This is a genomic window from Xanthobacter sp. YC-JY1 (genome assembly GCF_021730305.1).
Classification (GTDB): Bacteria; Pseudomonadota; Alphaproteobacteria; order Rhizobiales; family Xanthobacteraceae; genus Xanthobacter; species Xanthobacter flavus.
In genome coordinates this window covers 3,237,805-3,255,025 of the sequence record NZ_CP032674.1, presented here as the reverse complement: position 1 = coordinate 3,255,025, position 17,221 = coordinate 3,237,805, and the positions used below count along the sequence as shown (strand labels likewise).

26 protein-coding genes are annotated in these 17,221 nt (G+C 65.4%); 25 read left to right on the top strand and 1 reads right to left on the bottom strand.

Annotated elements, in window-relative coordinates:
- The first annotated feature begins 18 nt into the window (after nucleotides 1-18).
- The 24 genes from rplB (at nucleotide 19) to rplQ (ending at nucleotide 13,737) form a co-directional block, all read left to right on the top strand.
- Nucleotides 19-852: a 50S ribosomal protein L2 gene (gene rplB, locus D7006_RS15280; RefSeq protein ID WP_169124362.1), complete on the top strand. Its 834-nt coding sequence runs from the start codon at nucleotides 19-21 to the stop codon at nucleotides 850-852.
- Nucleotides 853-863: 11 nt separating this feature from the next.
- Nucleotides 864-1,142 (top strand): 30S ribosomal protein S19, encoded by a 279-nt coding sequence (gene rpsS, locus D7006_RS15275; protein ID WP_168458251.1) that lies wholly within the window; start codon nucleotides 864-866, stop codon nucleotides 1,140-1,142.
- A 6-nt stretch (nucleotides 1,143-1,148) separates the two neighbouring features.
- Nucleotides 1,149-1,529 carry a 50S ribosomal protein L22 gene (gene rplV / locus D7006_RS15270; protein ID WP_038193664.1) on the top strand — a complete coding sequence of 127 codons (381 nt, stop codon included), beginning with the start codon at nucleotides 1,149-1,151 and terminating at the stop codon, nucleotides 1,527-1,529.
- The gene (gene rpsC / locus D7006_RS15265) at nucleotides 1,529-2,287 is read left to right on the top strand and encodes a 30S ribosomal protein S3 (protein WP_169124361.1); all 759 of its coding nucleotides are present in this window, start codon (nucleotides 1,529-1,531) and stop codon (nucleotides 2,285-2,287) included. Before rplV ends, rpsC begins: the two co-directional genes overlap by 1 nt.
- A gap of 29 nt (nucleotides 2,288-2,316) precedes the next feature.
- Entirely contained in the window at nucleotides 2,317-2,730 is a 414-nt protein-coding gene (gene rplP / locus D7006_RS15260; protein ID WP_169124360.1) for a 50S ribosomal protein L16, read from the top strand.
- Nucleotides 2,731-2,740: 10 nt separating this feature from the next.
- A complete protein-coding gene (gene rpmC, locus D7006_RS15255; RefSeq protein ID WP_169124359.1) occupies nucleotides 2,741-2,953 on the top strand; it encodes a 50S ribosomal protein L29 in 213 nt (70 codons plus the stop codon).
- A gap of 7 nt (nucleotides 2,954-2,960) precedes the next feature.
- Nucleotides 2,961-3,209: a 30S ribosomal protein S17 gene (gene rpsQ, locus D7006_RS15250; RefSeq protein ID WP_169124358.1), complete on the top strand. Its 249-nt coding sequence runs from the start codon at nucleotides 2,961-2,963 to the stop codon at nucleotides 3,207-3,209.
- Between the two features lie 191 nt (nucleotides 3,210-3,400).
- A complete protein-coding gene (gene rplN / locus D7006_RS15245) occupies nucleotides 3,401-3,769 on the top strand; it encodes a 50S ribosomal protein L14 (protein ID WP_138398138.1) in 369 nt (122 codons plus the stop codon).
- Nucleotides 3,769-4,086: a 50S ribosomal protein L24 gene (gene rplX, locus D7006_RS15240; RefSeq protein ID WP_029558958.1), complete on the top strand. Its 318-nt coding sequence runs from the start codon at nucleotides 3,769-3,771 to the stop codon at nucleotides 4,084-4,086. Before rplN ends, rplX begins: the two co-directional genes overlap by 1 nt.
- Nucleotides 4,079-4,636 carry a 50S ribosomal protein L5 gene (gene rplE, locus D7006_RS15235; RefSeq protein ID WP_169124356.1) on the top strand — a complete coding sequence of 186 codons (558 nt, stop codon included), beginning with the start codon at nucleotides 4,079-4,081 and terminating at the stop codon, nucleotides 4,634-4,636. The genes rplX and rplE overlap by 8 nt, the downstream gene beginning before the upstream one ends.
- 145 nt (nucleotides 4,637-4,781) lie before the next feature.
- On the top strand, nucleotides 4,782-5,087 hold the full coding sequence (gene rpsN / locus D7006_RS15230) for a 30S ribosomal protein S14 (RefSeq protein WP_024278453.1): 306 nt from the start codon (nucleotides 4,782-4,784) through the stop codon (nucleotides 5,085-5,087).
- Nucleotides 5,088-5,097: 10 nt separating this feature from the next.
- Nucleotides 5,098-5,496 carry a 30S ribosomal protein S8 gene (gene rpsH / locus D7006_RS15225; protein ID WP_168458247.1) on the top strand — a complete coding sequence of 133 codons (399 nt, stop codon included), beginning with the start codon at nucleotides 5,098-5,100 and terminating at the stop codon, nucleotides 5,494-5,496.
- A gap of 14 nt (nucleotides 5,497-5,510) precedes the next feature.
- Nucleotides 5,511-6,044, top strand: coding sequence for a 50S ribosomal protein L6 (gene rplF, locus D7006_RS15220; protein WP_169124355.1), 534 nt, complete (start codon nucleotides 5,511-5,513; stop codon nucleotides 6,042-6,044).
- 12 nt (nucleotides 6,045-6,056) lie between these two features.
- On the top strand, nucleotides 6,057-6,419 hold the full coding sequence (gene rplR, locus D7006_RS15215; RefSeq protein ID WP_024278456.1) for a 50S ribosomal protein L18: 363 nt from the start codon (nucleotides 6,057-6,059) through the stop codon (nucleotides 6,417-6,419).
- A 17-nt stretch (nucleotides 6,420-6,436) separates the two neighbouring features.
- On the top strand, nucleotides 6,437-6,994 hold the full coding sequence (gene rpsE, locus D7006_RS15210; protein ID WP_024278457.1) for a 30S ribosomal protein S5: 558 nt from the start codon (nucleotides 6,437-6,439) through the stop codon (nucleotides 6,992-6,994).
- Nucleotides 6,995-7,018: 24 nt separating this feature from the next.
- The gene (gene rpmD / locus D7006_RS15205) at nucleotides 7,019-7,201 is read left to right on the top strand and encodes a 50S ribosomal protein L30 (protein ID WP_012116751.1); all 183 of its coding nucleotides are present in this window, start codon (nucleotides 7,019-7,021) and stop codon (nucleotides 7,199-7,201) included.
- A gap of 10 nt (nucleotides 7,202-7,211) precedes the next feature.
- Nucleotides 7,212-7,688: a 50S ribosomal protein L15 gene (gene rplO / locus D7006_RS15200; RefSeq protein WP_237353635.1), complete on the top strand. Its 477-nt coding sequence runs from the start codon at nucleotides 7,212-7,214 to the stop codon at nucleotides 7,686-7,688.
- Between the two features lie 505 nt (nucleotides 7,689-8,193).
- The gene (gene secY / locus D7006_RS15195) at nucleotides 8,194-9,528 is read left to right on the top strand and encodes a preprotein translocase subunit SecY (protein ID WP_169124353.1); all 1,335 of its coding nucleotides are present in this window, start codon (nucleotides 8,194-8,196) and stop codon (nucleotides 9,526-9,528) included.
- 1 nt (nucleotide 9,529) lies between these two features.
- A complete protein-coding gene (locus tag D7006_RS15190; protein WP_169124352.1) occupies nucleotides 9,530-10,117 on the top strand; it encodes an adenylate kinase in 588 nt (195 codons plus the stop codon).
- Between the two features lie 574 nt (nucleotides 10,118-10,691).
- On the top strand, nucleotides 10,692-10,958 hold the full coding sequence (locus tag D7006_RS15185; protein ID WP_169124351.1) for a hypothetical protein: 267 nt from the start codon (nucleotides 10,692-10,694) through the stop codon (nucleotides 10,956-10,958).
- Between the two features lie 217 nt (nucleotides 10,959-11,175).
- A complete protein-coding gene (gene rpsM, locus D7006_RS15180) occupies nucleotides 11,176-11,544 on the top strand; it encodes a 30S ribosomal protein S13 (RefSeq protein WP_169124350.1) in 369 nt (122 codons plus the stop codon).
- 121 nt (nucleotides 11,545-11,665) lie between these two features.
- Complete coding sequence (rpsK, locus tag D7006_RS15175) at nucleotides 11,666-12,055, top strand: 30S ribosomal protein S11 (RefSeq protein ID WP_169124349.1); 390 nt, start codon at nucleotides 11,666-11,668, stop codon at nucleotides 12,053-12,055.
- A 142-nt stretch (nucleotides 12,056-12,197) separates the two neighbouring features.
- Nucleotides 12,198-13,214, top strand: coding sequence for a DNA-directed RNA polymerase subunit alpha (locus tag D7006_RS15170; protein WP_169124384.1), 1,017 nt, complete (start codon nucleotides 12,198-12,200; stop codon nucleotides 13,212-13,214).
- A gap of 103 nt (nucleotides 13,215-13,317) precedes the next feature.
- Nucleotides 13,318-13,737, top strand: a complete 420-nt coding sequence (gene rplQ / locus D7006_RS15165; RefSeq protein ID WP_169124348.1) for a 50S ribosomal protein L17 — start codon at nucleotides 13,318-13,320, stop codon at nucleotides 13,735-13,737.
- A 158-nt stretch (nucleotides 13,738-13,895) separates the two neighbouring features.
- Here the strand turns inward: rplQ and D7006_RS15160 are convergent, their stop codons facing one another.
- Nucleotides 13,896-15,491: a DUF2235 domain-containing protein gene (locus tag D7006_RS15160; protein ID WP_237353634.1), complete on the bottom strand. Its 1,596-nt coding sequence runs from the start codon at nucleotides 15,489-15,491 to the stop codon at nucleotides 13,896-13,898.
- Nucleotides 15,492-15,708: 217 nt separating this feature from the next.
- Here D7006_RS15160 and D7006_RS15155 point away from each other — a divergent pair, with 217 nt between their 5' ends.
- Nucleotides 15,709-17,211, top strand: coding sequence for a DegQ family serine endoprotease (locus D7006_RS15155; RefSeq protein ID WP_237353633.1), 1,503 nt, complete (start codon nucleotides 15,709-15,711; stop codon nucleotides 17,209-17,211).
- Nucleotides 17,212-17,221: the final 10 nt, after the last annotated feature.

Here is a 17,221-nt window from a genome sequence, read left to right as displayed (position 1 = left end):
GGGGAACGGGATAAGACCATGGCGCTGAAGCATTTCAAGCCGGTCACGCCGAGCCTTCGCCAGCTCGTGATCGTGGACCGCTCCGGCCTCTACAAGGGCAAGCCGGTCAAGACCCTGACCGAGGGCAAGAGCTCCTCGGGCGGACGCAACAACAATGGCCGCATCACCGTCCGCTTCCGCGGCGGCGGCCACAAGCAGACCTATCGTCTCGTCGACTTCAAGCGCCTCAAGCGCGGCATGTCGGCGACGGTGGAGCGGCTGGAATACGATCCGAACCGCACCTCGTTCATCGCCCTCATCAAGTATGAGGACGGCGAACTCGCCTACATCCTGGCGCCGCAGCGCCTGGCCGTTGGCGACCAGGTGATCGCCGGCGACAACGTGGACGTGAAGCCCGGCAATGCCGGCCCGCTGTCCTCGCTCCCGGTCGGCACGATCGTGCACAACGTCGAGCTGAAGATCGGCAAGGGCGGTCAGATCGCCCGCTCCGCCGGCACCTACGCTCAGATTGTCGGCCGCGACGAAGGCTACGTGATCGTTCGCCTGAACTCCGGCGAGCAGCGCCTCGTGCACGGTGCGTGCTACGCCACCGTCGGTGCGGTCTCGAACCCGGACCACATGAACATCTCGCTGGGCAAGGCCGGCCGTAGCCGGTGGCTGGGCCAGCGTCCGCATAACCGCGGCGTCGTCATGAACCCGGTGGATCACCCGCACGGCGGCGGTGAAGGCCGCACCTCGGGCGGCCGTCATCCGGTCACGCCCTGGGGCATCCCCACCAAGGGCAAGAAGACCCGCAGCAACAAGGCGACGGACAAGTTCATCGTGTCCAGCCGCCACAAGCGCAAGAAGTGAGGGCCTGAGCTATGTCTCGCTCTGTCTGGAAAGGCCCGTTCGTCGACGGCTACCTGCTGAAGAAGGCGGAAGCTGCCGCGGGTTCGGGTCGCCGCGATGTGATCAAGATCTGGAGCCGGCGCTCCACCATTCTGCCCCAGTTCGTGGGCTTAACCTTCGGCGTCTACAACGGTCACAAGCACGTGCCCGTGAATGTCACCGAGGACATGATCGGCCAGAAGTTCGGCGAGTTCGCTCCGACGCGGACTTACTACGGGCACGCGGCCGACAAGAAGTCGAAGCGGCGGTGATCGGTCATGGGTAAGCAGGCAAAGCCCCGCGCGCTCGCGGACAACGAAGCCAAGGCGGTGGCGCGCAACCTGCGCGTCTCGCCGCAGAAGCTCAACCTGGTCGCGGGTCTGATCCGCGGCAAGAAGGTGGCGACGGCGCTCGCCGATCTCGAGTTCTCTCACAAGCGGATCGCCCGCGATGTGAAGAAGTGCCTCGAGAGCGCGATCGCCAACGCCGAGAACAACCACGAGCTCGATGTCGACGATCTCATCGTCGCCGAGGCGCACGTGGGCAAGGGTCTGGTCATGAAGCGGTTCTCGCCGCGGGCGCGCGGTCGCGCCTCGCGTATCGAGAAGCCCTTCGCCCACATCACCATCGTGGTGCGGGAAGTCGAGGAGCGGGCCTGATGGGTCAGAAGGTCAATCCGGTCGGGCTCCGGCTCGGCATCAACCGCACGTGGGACAGCCGCTGGTTCGCCAACAAGGGCGAGTACGGCAAGCTGCTGCACGAGGACATCAAGATCCGCGAGATGCTGATGAAGCAGCTCAAGCAGGCGGCGGTGTCCAAGGTGGTGATCGAGCGCCCGCACAAGAAGTGCCGCGTGACCATCTACTCGGGTCGTCCGGGCGTGGTCATCGGCAAGAAGGGCGCGGACATCGACAAGCTGCGCAAGAAGGTCTCCGAGATGACCAACTCGGAAGTCTTCATCAACATCGTCGAGATCCGGAAGCCGGAAATCGACGCGCGCCTTGTCGCCGAGTCCATCGCCCAGCAGCTGGAGCGCCGCGTGGCCTTCCGTCGCGCCATGAAGCGCGCCGTGCAGTCCGCCATGCGCCTCGGCGCCGAAGGCATCCGTATCAATTGCTCGGGCCGTCTCGGCGGCGCTGAGATCGCGCGCCTTGAGTGGTACCGCGAGGGCCGCGTTCCGCTGCACACCCTGCGTGCGGACGTGGACTACGGCACCGCCACTGCCTTCACCACCTACGGCACCTGCGGTGTCAAGGTGTGGATCTTCAAGGGCGAGATCCTCGAGCACGATCCCATGGCGCAGGACAAGCGCCAGGCCGAGCAGGAAGCCGGTCCCTCTTCGCGTCCCCAGCGGCGCGAGCGCGGTGACCGTGAGCGTGGCGATCGCGGCGACCGCGACCGCGGCTCCCGGGCTTGATGGCCGGCTAGAGAGAAGGCGATCAAGCCATGCTGCAACCCAAGCGCACCAAGTTCCGCAAGCAGTTCAAGGGACGCATTCACGGCGTCGCCAAGGGCGGCACGGAATTGAACTTCGGCGAATTCGGCCTCAAGGCCGTCGAGCCGGAGCGCGTGACTGCCCGCCAGATCGAGGCGGCCCGCCGCGCGCTCACCCGCCACATGAAGCGCGCCGGACGCGTCTGGATCCGGGTGTTCCCCGACGTCCCGGTGTCGGCCAAGCCCACGGAAGTCCGTATGGGTAAGGGCAAGGGCGCGCCCGAGTATTGGGCGGCCCGCGTCAAGCCCGGCCGTATCATGTTCGAGATCGACGGGGTTAGCGTCGAGACCGCGCGCGAGGCGCTGACCCTCGCCGCGGCGAAGCTGCCCATCAAGACGCGCTTCATCCAGCGCATCGCCGAGTGAGGAGAGGCTCATGAAAGCCGAGGACGTTCGGGCCCTCAGCCCCGATCAGCTCGCCGATGAGCTGCTGAAGCTGAAGAAGGAGCAGTTCAACCTGCGCTTCCAGAAGGCGACGGGCCAGCTCGAGAATACCGCCCGGTCCAAGCAGATCCGCCGCGACATCGCGCGGATCAAGACCGTGCAGACTAATAAGCGCACCGGTTCGCCGGTGCAGAAGGCGAAGTGAGGAAGCGATGCCGAAGCGCGTGCTCCAGGGCGTCGTGGTGAGCGACAAGACCGACAAGACCGTGGTGGTCCGGGTGGAGCGCCGCTTCACCCATCCGCTGCTCAAGAAGACCGTGCGTCGGTCCAAGAAGTACCATGCCCATGACGAGGCCAATGCCTGGCATGTGGGTGATACCGTTTGGATCGAGGAGCACCGTCCGATCTCGAAGCTGAAGAACTGGATCGTGATCCAGGGCGAAAAGCGCGCCGAGGTCTGATAGAGAGTTTCCCGTCCGGATGGATCGTCCGGCTGGGAGGGCTCCGGTGCCGGGTCCGTCGATCGTCCTAAGGGAGGATCGAGTGGAGACCGCACCGCGGCAACACCGTGTTCCGATGAGCGGGCACGGCGAACAAGGGTTAAGGCAATGCCGGTGCGCCGGCGGCGCTGGATGACGAGAACAGGTGCGTCATGATCCAGATGCAGACCAATCTCGACGTGGCGGACAATTCCGGCGCCCGTCGCGTCATGTGCATCAAGGTACTTGGCGGCTCGAAGCGGAAGTATGCCCACGTCGGCGACATCATCGTGGTGTCGGTCAAGGAGGCGATCCCGCGCGGCCGCGTGAAGAAGGGCGACGTGATGAAGGCCGTGGTGGTTCGCACCGCCAAGGACATCCGTCGCGTCGATGGCTCCGTGATCCGCTTCGACCGCAACGCGGCCGTGCTGATCAACAACAACAAGGAGCCGGTGGGTACCCGCATCTTCGGACCGGTTCCGCGCGAGCTGCGCTCCAAGAACCACATGAAGATCATCTCGCTGGCGCCGGAGGTGCTGTGATGGCCGCGAAGATCAAGAAGGGCGACAAGGTCGTCGTCCTCGCCGGCCGCGACAAGGGCCGCACCGGCGAGGTCATTCAGGTGATGCCGAAGGACGAGAAGGCTCTCGTGCGCGGCGTGAATATCGTGAAGCGTCACCAGCGCCAGTCGGCGAACCAGGAAGGCGGGATCATCTCCAAGGAGGCTCCCATCCACCTGTCGAACGTCGCCATTGCCGACCCCAAGGACGGCAAGCCGACCCGCGTCGGCTTCGAGGTGCTGGATGACGGACGCAAGGTCCGCGTGGCCAAGCGTTCCGGGGAGAGGATCGATGGCTGAGGCGACCTATAACGCGCGGCTGCGCACCTTCTATGACGAGGTGGTGCGGCCGAAGATGATCGAGCAGTTCGGCTACAAGAACGCCATGGAAGTGCCGGTCATCGAGAAGATCGTCATCAACATGGGCGTGGGCGAAGCCACCGCCGACACCAAGAAGGTGACGACCGCCGCCGCGGACCTCGCCCAGATCGCCGGCCAGAAGCCGGTCATCACCCGGGCCCGCAAGGCGATCTCGAACTTCAAGCTGCGCGAGAACCAGCCGGTCGGCGCGAAGGTCACCCTTCGCAAGACCCGCATGTACGAGTTCATGGACCGCCTCGTGACCGTGGCTCTGCCCCGCGTCCGCGACTTCCGCGGCCTGAACCCGAAGAGCTTTGACGGCCGTGGCAACTATGCCATGGGCGTGAAGGAGCACATCGTGTTCCCCGAGATCAACTACGACCGCGTCGAGCAGATCTGGGGCATGGACATCATCGTGTGCACCACGGCGAAGACCGACGAGGAAGCCCGCGCGCTTCTGAAGGCCTTCAACTTCCCCTTCCGCCAGTGAGCGGGTATGAGGGGCGCTTCGCTCGAAGCGCCTCTTCGGTTCCGGCTCATGGCCGGGCCCGGACGACGAGACGAGTGAGGACGTGATTTTCCGGCCGTGAGGGGCTCAGGACGAGCTGCTCAGACGCGGAGAACAGGAGCTAAAGATGGCGAAGAAGAGCGCGATCGAGACGAACGAGCGCCGCCGCAAGCTGGCCACTGGCCAGGCGGCGAAGCGCGCGCGTCTGAAGGCGATCGTGAATGACAAGACCCTGCCGATCGAGGAGCGCTTCCAGGCGACCCTCAAGCTGGCGGAAATGCCGCGCAACGGCGCGAAGATCCGGATCCGCAACCGCTGCGAGGTGACTGGCCGTCCGCGTGCCTTCTACCGCAAGCTCAAGATGAGCCGTATCGCGCTGCGCGAGCTGGGCAACCAGGGCATGGTGCCCGGCCTCGTGAAGTCGAGCTGGTGAGGAGGGAACGATGGCTGTAACTGATCCCATCGGCGATCTGATCACCCGCATCCGCAACGCCCAGATGCGCCGCAAGGACAAGACCTCGACCCCCGGCTCGCGTCTGCGCGCCTCGGTCCTGGATGTCCTTCGCGACGAGGGCTACATCCGCGGCTACACCTCGACCGACCACGGCAACGGCCGTACCGAGTTCGAGATCGAGCTGAAGTATTTCGACGGAACGCCGGTGATCCGCGAGATCGCCCGCGTGTCGAAGCCCGGCCGTCGCGTCTATGCGGCGGTCAAGAACCTTCCCCGCGTCGCCAACGGTCTCGGCATCGCCGTCGTCTCCACGCCCCAGGGCGTGATGGCCGACCACGAAGCCCGCGACAAGAACGTCGGCGGCGAAGTGCTCTTCACCGTGTTCTGACGACGGAGGACAAGATGTCGAAGATCGGCAAGCTGCCCGTCGCCATTCCGGCTGGCGTCACCGCCAGCCTGGACGGACAGACGGTGAAGGTGAAGGGCCCGAAGGGCGCCCTTGAAGTGATCCTGGTGGAAGAGATCGCCGCCAAGATCGAGGGCTCGGAAATCCAGCTCTCGATGAACGGCGAGACCTCCCGTCACAAGGCCATGTGGGGCATGTCCCGCACGCTGGTCTCCAACTTGGTCGAAGGCGTGACCAAGGGCTTCGAGAAGAAGCTCGAGATCACCGGCGTCGGCTACAAGGCGGCGGTGCAGGGCAAGAACCTGAACCTCTCGCTCGGCTACAGCCACGACGTGATCTACGCGATCCCCGAGGGCATCCAGATCGTCACCCCCAAGCCCACCGAAGTGGTGGTCACGGGCATCGACCGCCAGAAGGTCGGCCAGGTGGCGGCGGAGATCCGCGAGTTCCGTGGCCCCGAGCCCTACAAGGGCAAGGGCGTCAAGTATGCCGGCGAATTCATCTTCCGCAAGGAAGGCAAGAAGAAGTGACGGAGGCGAACCATGGCTAAGGATTTGGAGGCGCAGGCGCGCCGCAAGGCCAAGGTGCGCCGTGCGATCCGCGTTGCTGCGAACGGGCGTCCGCGCCTGTCGGTGCACCGGACCTCGCAGCACATCTATGCGCAGGTCATCGACGATGCGAAGGGCGAGACTCTCGCCGCCGCATCGAGCCTCGAGAAGGATCTGCGCGGGTCGCTGAAGACCGGTGCGGACACCGAGGCCGCCAAGACCATCGGCAAGCTTGTTGCCGAGCGGGCGATGGCCAAGGGCGTGACCGCGGTCGTGTTCGATCGTGGCGCATACATCTATCATGGGCGCGTCAAGGCGCTCGCTGAGGGCGCCCGCGAAGGCGGCCTTCAGTTCTGACGCAAGGACGAGCGAACATGGCCCGTGAACGGGAACAGCGCCACGAGCGCGAGGACCGCGACAATACGTTCGTGGACAAGCTGGTCCACATCAACCGCGTCGCCAAGGTGGTGAAGGGCGGCCGTCGCTTCGGCTTCGCTGCCCTGGTGGTGGTCGGTGACCAGAAGGGCCGCGTCGGCTTCGGCCACGGCAAGGCCCGCGAGGTGCCGGAGGCGATCCGCAAGGCCACCGAGAGCGCCAAGCGCGCCCTCATCCGCGTGCCGCTGCGCGAAGGCCGGACCCTGCACCACGACGTGCATGGTCACCACGGCGCCGGCAAGGTGGTGCTCCGCGCCGCCCCGGCTGGTACCGGCATCATTGCCGGCGGCCCGATGCGCGCGGTGTTCGAAACCCTCGGCATGCACGATGTGGTGGCGAAGTCCTTCGGGTCTTCCAACCCCTACAACATGGTGCGCGCCACTTTCGACGCCCTGAAGAACCAGGACTCGCCGCGCTCGGTCGCTGCGCGTCGCGGCATCAAGGTGTCGCAGCTCCAGTCCCGCCGCCGCGTCGAAGACGCGGAAGCGACGGACTGAGCGTCGGATTAGGAGCGCGCCATCATGAGCGACAAGACAGTCACCGTGGAGCAGATCGGCTCGCCGATCCGCCGTCCGTTCGATCAGGAGGCCACCCTCGTCGGCCTCGGGCTGAACAAGCGGCACCGCCGCTCCACTCTCAAGGATACCCCGGCCGTCCGCGGCATGATCGCCAAGGTCGCCCACCTCGTCCGTGTGGTCGAGTGAGGAGCGGGACATGAAGCTCGACGAAATCAGGGACAATCCCGGCGCCCGCAAGAAGCGGATGCGCGTGGGTCGGGGCATTGGCTCCGGCAAGGGCAAGACCGCGGGTCGCGGCGTGAAGGGCCAGAAGGCCCGGACCGGCGTCGCCATCAAGGGCTTCGAGGGCGGCCAGATGCCGCTGCATCGTCGCCTGCCGAAGCGCGGCTTCCACAACATCTTCCGCCTGGATTACAACGAGGTCTCACTCGCCAAGATCCAGGCCGCGGTCGATGCCGGCCGTCTCGACGCGGGCCAGCCCGTGACCGAGGCCGCCCTCGTCACCGCCGGCGTGCTGCGCCGGGTGAAGGATGGTGTGCGCGTGCTCGGCAACGGTGAGCTCTCCGCCAAGGTGACGCTCGAAGTGGCCTACGCCACCAAGTCCGCCGTCGCCGCTGTGGAGAAGGCCGGTGGCTTGGTGACCGTGCTCGCGGCGGCCGTCGAGGCCGAGTGAGCCGAGGCTGATCCGGAACAGGGGACGGCGCGGGGCTTCATGCCGCCGCGCCGAACCCATGTTCGGGCCAACCTCTTGCGGATGCCCGGCTCTTGGCCGGGTCTTCGTGTTTCGGGCGCTCCTTTGAGGCGCCCGGTTTCAGGTGACGCTCCGGTGCCGCCGAAGGTGTGACGGGTGCGAGGGCGGCTTCGGCCTCCAGCATCCGAGTCGGGATCGGTCCCGCGTGCCCCCGGCGGGCGCACCATCGGCCGGATATCGGCTCTTCCTGCCGGACTGCGGCCATCCGTCGCGCCGGCCCAGTTTGCCCCAACGCTCCGTTCGGGACTGATCGTCCAGGACGCGCCCGGGCACCGGCCCATGGCACTCCCGCCAGGGTCCAGCGCTTCGGCAAGGGAGCCGGTAGCGGGACCGTCGGCGGGGAGCCCTGGTCCCTTTGCCTTGGCACCCGAGCGTTGCGCCCTCATATAAGGGCCGCCCACCAGGGTGGCGTCCATCGGAGCAAGGCATGGTCTCGGCGGCGGAACAACTCGCGGCGAACCTCAATTTCGGTGCCCTCGGCAAGGCCGAGGAGCTGAAGAAGCGCATCTGGTTCACCCTCGGCGCGCTTCTCGTCTATCGGCTCGGCACCTACATCCCCATGCCCGGCATCAATCCGGACGCGCTGGCGGACGTCTTCAAGAACGCCCAGCAGGGGATCATCGGCCTCTTCAACATGTTCTCGGGCGGCGCCGTGCAGCGCATGGCCATCTTCGCCCTGAACATCATGCCGTACATCTCCGCCTCCATCATCATCCAGCTCCTCACCAGCGTCTCGCCGACGCTGGAGGCGCTGAAGAAGGAAGGCGAGGCGGGCCGCAAGCAGCTCAACCAGTACACCCGCTACCTCACCGTGGTGCTGGCCCTGTTCCAGGCCTATGGCATCGCCGTGGGCCTCGAGGGCTCGGGTAGCGTGGTGGCGGAGCCGGGCTGGTTCTTCCGCATCTCCACGGTCATCACCCTGACTGGCGGCACCATGTTCCTGATGTGGCTGGGTGAGCAGATCACCTCGCGCGGCATCGGCAACGGCACCTCGCTCATCATCTTCGCCGGCATCGTCGCCGAACTGCCCGGCGCCTTCGTGCGCACGCTGGAACTCGGCCGCGAGGGCGCCATCTCCACCGTGGTGATTCTCGCCATGCTGGTGATGGCCGTGGTGGTCATCGCCTTCATCGTGTTCATGGAGCGTGCCCAGCGCCGGCTGCTGATCCAGTATCCCAAGCGCCAGGTCGGCAACCGCATCTATGAGGGCCAGTCCTCGCATCTGCCGCTGAAGCTGAACACGTCGGGCGTCATCCCGCCGATCTTCGCCTCCTCGCTGCTGCTCATCCCCACCACCATCGCCAGCTTCATGCAGGGCTCGGGGCCGGAGTGGCTGCAGACCGTCACCACCCACATCGGCCACGGGCGCCCGCTCTACATGGTGCTGTATGTGGCGCTGATCGTGTTCTTCTGCTTCTTCTACACCGCGATCGTGTTCAATCCGGTGGAGACGGCCGACAATCTGAAGAAGCACGGCGGCTTCATTCCGGGCATCCGCCCGGGTGAGCGGACGGCCGAGTACATCGACTATGTACTCACCCGCATCACCGTCGTGGGCGCCGCCTACATTGCGGCGGTTTGCCTCTTCCCCGAACTGCTGATTTCCTACGCCTCTCTTCCGTTCTATTTCGGAGGAACGTCGCTTCTGATCGTGGTCAGCGTGACCATGGACACCGTGTCCCAGATCCAGGGACATCTGTTGGCCCACCAGTACGAAGGACTGGTCAAGAAGGCCAAGCTGCGCGGGGGGAGGAGGAAGTAATATGAGGCTGGTGCTGTTGGGCCCGCCCGGGGCAGGCAAGGGAACTCAGGCACAGCGGCTGGTGGCCCGTCACGGCATCGTCCAGCTTTCCACCGGAGACATGCTGCGCGCGGCCGTTGCCGCGGGCACGCCGGTGGGGCTGAAGGCGAAGGCGGTGATGGATGCCGGCGGGCTGGTCTCGGATGAGATCGTCATCGGCATCATCGCCGAGCGCATCGGCGAGGCGGATGCCCGAAACGGCTTCATCCTCGACGGCTTCCCGCGCACGGTGGCGCAGGCCGAGGCGCTGGACCATCTGCTCACCGAGAAGGGCCTCAAGCTCGACGCGGTGATCGAGCTGGTGGTGGACCAGGAGAAGCTGGTCAACCGCATCCTCAACCGCGCCGCCGAGGCCGCCTCCAAGGGCGAGCCGGTGCGCAAGGATGATGATCCGGTGGTCTTCAAGACCCGCCTGGAAGCCTACAACCGCGATACCGCCGTGGTCGCGCCCTATTACAAGGCGCGCGGCCAGCTGAAGCAGATCGACGGCATGGCGCCCATCGATCAGGTCACCGCCGCCATCGACGGGGTTCTCGCCGAGGCGGCGTGAGGGCAGGGGGCTTCGGCCGTTTTTCGGCCGTGGTCCATTTGACATAGAGGATTTGAAGAAGGGCCCTTTCGCGCTGCCGAGCGAAGGGGTCTTTTCTTTTGTCTGAAGATAGGAGAATATTCCTATATATAGCGATGTGGAGATCGGAATATTATCCCAGATAAGTTTGACGTTGGAAGGGTGCGGGCCGACTTGGCGGCTACGCGCTTGCGCGTCGCGCTACTGCGATGCTCGCTTGCTTGGAAATACAATCCCGAGCAACCGAGGGTGCCAGCGGGAAATCCTGATGGCGGGAGATGGGCCGGGGGATTGGGCGCCTCATCAGGGGCGACCAGTAGCAACCACAGCCGATATGTCCAAGTGGCAGAGGGTATTACCGGCTTTACAAGGCACGGCATCAACCAGGCAATCAATCGCGGCGTGTCGCCGTCAGCCATTCTTGATGCTGTCAAGAACCCTTTGCGAATTGTCCCGCGCGCCAACGGGTCCACTCAATTTAGGGGCGCAGGTGCGACAGTGGTTCTCGATCCCGCAGGTGTAGTGATAACGGCTTGGCCGAAGTAAGGTGATCGCTATGAATGAAATGAACGAACTACTGAAGGGTGTTAGGCAGGTACTCTTGAATGTATGGGACCCGATCGGAATACGAGATGTCCCCGATGCTCAAGATGAGTATGATGATTATTTGATCCCCGTCTTACAGGCGCTTCGCAATGGGGCGGAGGTGCCTGAACTGAGCGCCTTGCTCATCCGGATTGTCGAGGAGCAGATCGGATTGTCCGCTGATGCGGGGCAATCGCGGCAGGCGGCGGAGCAGCTTTACGCGCTGGTGAGGCGCTGATCCCTCCCGCACTTGACCCCTCGCGGAATCTCCGCTATGGGCACTTCCTCGCTTCGGAAAAGGTGCCGTTCGGTCCACCCGAAAGGGTTGGGCAGGGCGGCGGCTTTGTCGTATCCGGGGCAGCATTCGTCAAGATCCCGCAGGGGCCGGCCTCCACCGGACGCGGGGACAACAACCGGCCAGCCGCCTTCGGGCGCAGGCTCACATGGAGAGCGCAGTGGCTCGTATTGCAGGCGTCAACATCCCGACCAACAAGCGCGTCGTCATCGCGCTCCAGTATATCCACGGCATCGGCCCCAAGAAGGCTGAAGAGATCGTCGAGAAGGTGGGCATTCCCGCCGAGCGTCGCGTGAACCAGCTGACCGACCAGGAAGTGCTGCAGATCCGCGAGACCATCGACCGCGACTACCTCGTGGAAGGCGACCTGCGCCGCGAAGTGGCGATGAACATCAAGCGCCTGATGGACCTCGGCTGCTACCGCGGCCTGCGCCATCGTCGTGGCCTGCCGGTGCGCGGCCAGCGCACCCACACCAACGCCCGCACCCGCAAGGGCCCGGCGAAGCCGATCGCTGGCAAGAAGAAGTGATCGGCCGCAAGGCTTTTTGAGTTCCCGGATGCCGGCCTTGCCGGCTCCGGTCATTTCCGGCCCATGGTGGGCCATCCCGAGCGCCTGGAGCTACGGGCGCGCCTGAAGGATCGACAGAAGAATGGCCAAGGAAGCTACACGCGTCCGTCGTCGCGAGCGCAAGAACATCGCCTCTGGCGTGGCGCACGTGAACGCGTCGTTCAACAACACCATGATCACCATCACCGACGCCCAGGGCAACACCATCTCCTGGTCCTCGGCCGGCGCCATGGGCTTCAAGGGCTCGCGCAAGTCCACCCCGTACGCCGCGCAGGTCGCGGCTGAGGACGCGGCCCGCAAGGCTGCCGAGCACGGCATGCGCACCCTCGAGGTGGAAGTCTGCGGTCCGGGTTCCGGCCGTGAGTCCGCCCTTCGCGCGCTGCAGGCCGCGGGTTTCCTCGTCACCTCCATCCGCGACGTGACGCCGATCCCGCACAACGGCTGCCGTCCGCGCAAGCGCCGTCGCGTCTGATCCGCTCTTCGTTCCTCCGCGGGCCCGGCCCGCGGGGATCAAGCCCGGTTTCTCCTCCCCCGAGCGGGACGGGCCAGGCCTCCGGTTGAGGCTCACCACCCCGGCAGCTGCCGTGGCCCGGCGAGAAAGCAAGGTGAAGCAAGTGATTCAGAAGAACTGGCAAGAGCTGATCAAGCCCGAGAAGCTGCAGGTCAATCCCGGCCACGATCCCAAGCGCCTCGCGACCGTCATCGCCGAGCCGCTGGAGCGCGGCTTCGGCATGACCCTCGGCAATGCCCTGCGCCGCATCCTCCTGTCGTCGCTGCAGGGCGCGGCTGTGACCTCGATCCACATCGACGGCGTGCTGCACGAGTTCTCGTCGATCCCCGGCGTGCGCGAGGACGTGACGGACATCATCCTCAACGTGAAGGATGTGGCCATCAAGATGCAGGGCGACGGCCCGAAGCGCATGGTGGCCAAGAAGACCGGCCCCGGCGTGCTGCTGGCTGGCGACATCCAGACCGTCGGCGACGTGCAGATCCTGAACCCGCATTTGCCGATCTGCACCCTCGACGAGGGCGCGGAGCTGCGCATCGAGTTCACGGTCGACACCGGCAAGGGCTATGTGGCCGCCGACCGCAACCGTCCCGAGGATGCTCCGATCGGCCTGATCCCGATCGACAGCCTCTACTCGCCGGTGCGCAAGGTCTCCTACAAGGTCGAGAACACCCGTGAGGGTCAGATCCTCGACTATGACAAGCTGACGCTCCAGATCGAGACCAACGGCTCGATCACGGCCGAGGACGCGCTGGCCTATGCCGCGCGCATCCTGCAGGACCAGCTGGAGATCTTCGTCAACTTCGAGGAGCCCAAGCGCGAGAGCGAGGCAACCGCGATCCAGACGCTGCCGTTCTCTCCGGCGCTGCTGAAGAAGGTGGACGAGCTTGAGCTCTCCGTCCGTTCGGCCAACTGCCTGAAGAACGACAACATCGTCTATATCGGCGACCTGATCCAGAAGAGCGAGACGGAGATGCTCCGCACGCCGAACTTCGGCCGGAAGTCGCTCAACGAGATCAAGGAGGTGCTCGCCTCCCTCGGCCTGCATCTCGGCATGGAAGTGCCCGGCTGGCCGCCTGAGAACATCGAAGAGCTGGCCAAGCGCTTCGAGGAGCACTACTGATCCGCAATCCGGGGCGGCACGCTGCCCCGACCCCTTTTGAGCGGCCCGAGCCGCGCAACCACTCGACCGGCTCGTCCGTCGCCATCTTCAGGAGTTCGCCGTCATGCGTCACGGCAAGGTTCATCGCAAGTTCAACCGCACCTGGGAGCATCGCAAGGCGATGTTCTCCAACCTCGCGGGCGCCCTCATCACCCACGAGCAGATCGTGACCACCCTGCCCAAGGCGAAGGATCTTCGCCCGGTGGTGGAGAAGCTCGTGACCCTCGCCCGTCGCGGCGACCTGCACGCCCGCCGCCAGGCGATCGCCGAGCTGAAGGACCAGGCCGTGGTCAAGAAGCTGTTCGACGTGCTGGCGCCCCGCTATGCGGCCCGCCCGGGCGGCTACACCCGCATCGTCAAGGCCGGCTTCCGCTATGGCGACAACACCGCCGTCGCGGTGATCGAGTTCGTGGATCGTGACGTGGACGCCAAGGGCGCCGCCGACCACGCCCGCACTGCTGCCGCTGCCGCCGAAGCTGCGTGAGCTTCAGCTGATTTGAGGCTATGAAAAAGGGCGGTCCTCGGACCGCCCTTTTTTCATGTTTCGGCCGAAGACGCGGCGCGGAGTCCGCAGTGGGTGCCCAACGTGCGCCGCCCTCCCCAGGCGGCCGGCCCCCAAAGACGGGCCGGTTTGCCTCAGGTCTAATGTCCCTTGCGAGGCCGGCTGGCGTCTGGCTGCCGGACCTTTCGGGCCTTGGGACGTTGGGGATAGATCTTGCGCGGAGCCGGGCGAGGGGCGCCGCTCGACGGGGCCCAGACGCGGGATCGCGCGGCCTTCTGCGGCTCGGTTGATTTCGTTTCGAGATAGAGATGGGCCACGTCGATGTGGCCCGTCAGCGCCGCCGGCCTATAGGGCTCGATCCGGTCGTAGACCGGCACGCCATCTGCATCAAAGCGGTCATAGACCGAAGGATGGAGGATGGCATCGGGCGTCGGGTCGCGCCGTCCGAGTGGGTATGTGAGGCCAAGCTTGCGCGTAAGCCAGGGAAAACCGTCCTTGCGGGCGTCGTGCTGGAAGCCGTGCGGATCGGGGTAGGTGCGAAGGAGGCCAGGGTCGCACCTTAGCCCGTTCGGAATATCCGTGGCACAATCCACCATCCACTTCAGTGCGATGTCGGAGAGGCGGGATTCCTGCTCCTCATAGCTGCCACCGATGTCGGAATGGACGCCGCTGAACCATATCTGTTCGAATCGGATCTGGCCGTGATCGTCTCTTTCGCCATGGAAGGGCTGCTCGCTCGGATCCCATTTGACCCGGGCGAAGGGCTTGCGATTCTCGTCAATGGAAAGGGCGTGCTTGGCATAGGCGACATGGGAATCGAGCGACTTGTCGTCGAAGGTCAGGAAAAGGTCGGTGAAGTGGACGGTCCTGAGACTGTCCTTGCAATCGTACCCGGGGACCCGGAAATCGAACTTCAGATGGGTGTACACGAGAGCGATAAAGGCGATCGCGATACCGATGAGGCTCGCTGTCAGCAGAGCAAGTGTCCATGACTGGGCGAACAACCAGACGCCCGCTCCTGCGGCAGCCGCTATGGCGATGATAACGGCCGGTATGAACAGCGCGAACTTGGCTGGATCGATCAGCGAGGCCACGGTGTCGAAGACGCCGATGAAGTAAGGCGCGACGTTGGGTCGGTCGGGCAATTCCAGATGTTGCGAACCGTGCTCCGCACGGAAGCGGGCTGCGATGGCCGAGCGTGTATCCAGCAGGAACTTCTGGCGCTCGTCCGCTCGCTCCTTAGTCCTCGATGTGGTGAACTGGTAGACGTGTTTGACGGCATAGGTGGCCAGTTCGCGAGTGGAATAGCCATCGAGCGGGACGGGCGAGCCGTCCGGCATGCGGGTCGGGATCCCGCACTGTCGGATCACGCCGGACAGGCAGCGAACGGTGTACGCGCCGCGGCTGAAGCCAAAGAGGAAGATGCGGTCACCCGGGCGCCAGAGGCGGATGAGTGCTGCGTAGCAATCGATGATGTTGGCGGTGATGCCGAAGCCGGTCGCTTGGCTCACAAACTTGTAGAGCCATCTCATCGGGCCGCCATAATGGCTCGCCCCATCCAGTTCGGAGCCAAGGCCCGGATCGTAGAACGCAGCCTGATCGTTCGGATCGACCGAGGTGTCGGGCCCGCAGCGCATGGCCCGGTACATCTTGTAGATATTGGATCGGCGCTCGTCGAAATGAATGCCGCTACCCTGTCCAGTGCCGTCGGAAAAAATGATGATGTTCCGGCCCATCGCCCGCCCCCCGACATGATCCCGCACTCAATGCGCAGGTTCAGTTTACAGGGGACGAATCTGAGTTCAATTCAGAGTTGTGGTTGTCGCGGGTCAAAACTTCTACAGGGCCTGTCGCTTGGTCATGCTGGCCTTCACGTCGGCTATGACTATGTAGGGAGGCGAGGCGCCGGATCGTCGCCCGGTTCGGAATGCTATCTATTCACGGTGCAAACGGATGATCGCTTCTTCCCACTTCCGCATCTGGACAAACGTGCTTAAGGGCATCGCTCGCAGGGGTGCTCCGGCACTCGGCCTCATAAGCCTGGTTCTCCTCGGCACGCCCGCCTTCGCCCAGCCGGCGGCGCAGCAGCGTGTTCCGGCGTCGCAGGCGGAGGTGACGCTCACCTTCGCGCCTGTCGTGGCGAAGACGGCGCCGGCGGTGGTGAACGTCTATGCGTTGAAGACGGCGCAGCAGCGCGTCAACCCGATCTTCGACGATCCCTTCTTCCGCCGCTTCTTCGGCATGCCCGGACCCGGCGGTCCCGGTGGCCCCGGCGAGGGGCCTGGCCTGCGCGCGCCCGAGCGGGTGCAGCGCTCGCTCGGCTCGGGGGTGATCGTCGATCCCTCGGGGCTGGTGCTCACCAACTACCATGTGATCGAGGGGGCGGACGAAATCCGCATCGCCCTCAACGACCGGCGCGAGTACGAGGCCGAGGTGCTGCTGCGCGACCAGCGCACCGACCTCGCCGTGCTGCGCATCAAGACCGAGGCGAAGGAGCGCTTCCCCTTCCTGGAGCTGGGCGATTCGGACAATCTCGCCGTGGGCGATCTGGTGCTCGCCATCGGCGATCCCTTCGGCGTCGGCCAGACGGTGACGCAGGGCATCGTCTCCGCGCTCGCCCGCACGCAGGTGGGCGTCTCCGACTATCAGTTCTTCATCCAGACCGATGCGGCCATCAATCCCGGCAATTCGGGCGGGCCGCTGGTGGACATGGCGGGGCGCGTGGTGGGCATCAATTCCGCCATCTATTCGCGCTCCGGCGGCTCCCACGGCATCGGCTTCGCCATTCCCGCCAATATGGGCCGGGTGGTGGTGGAGCAGGCCAAGAGCGGCTCCAAGTCCGTGCGGCGGCCCTGGCTCGGCGCCAAGCTGCAGCGGGTGACGCCGGATATCGCCGAAAGCCTCGGCCTGCCGCGCCCCACCGGCGTGCTGGTGCAGAGCGTGACCGCCGGCAGCCCCGCCGCCAAGGCCGGGCTCAGGACCGGCGACCTCGTGGTGTCGGTGGAGGGGCAGGGCATCGACGATCCCGAATCCCTCAACTACCGCCTCGCCACCCGCCCCGTCGGCGGCAAGGCGGCGCTGCTGGTGAACCGCTCCGGCAAGGATCAGACTCTCGTGGTGGTGCTGGAGGTGGCACCCGAGACCGTCCCGCGCGAGGAGCTGCTGCTGCGTGGCCGCTCGCCCTTCGCCGGGGCCACCATCGTCAACCTGTCGCCGGCCGTGGCGGAGGAACTGAAGGTGGACACCAACGCCACCGGCGTCGTGGTCTATGACGTTCAGGACAACTCCCCCGCCGCCGCCGCCGGCTTCCGCCCCGGCGACGTCATCGTCGAGGTGAACAACGAGAAGGTCGCCCGCACCGGCGATCTCAACCAGCTTGCCGCCGTGCCCCAGCGGGGATGGCGGGTGACGGTCCTGCGCGGCGGGCGCAGCATCACCGCCGTCCTGCGCGGCTGATGGACCGGCC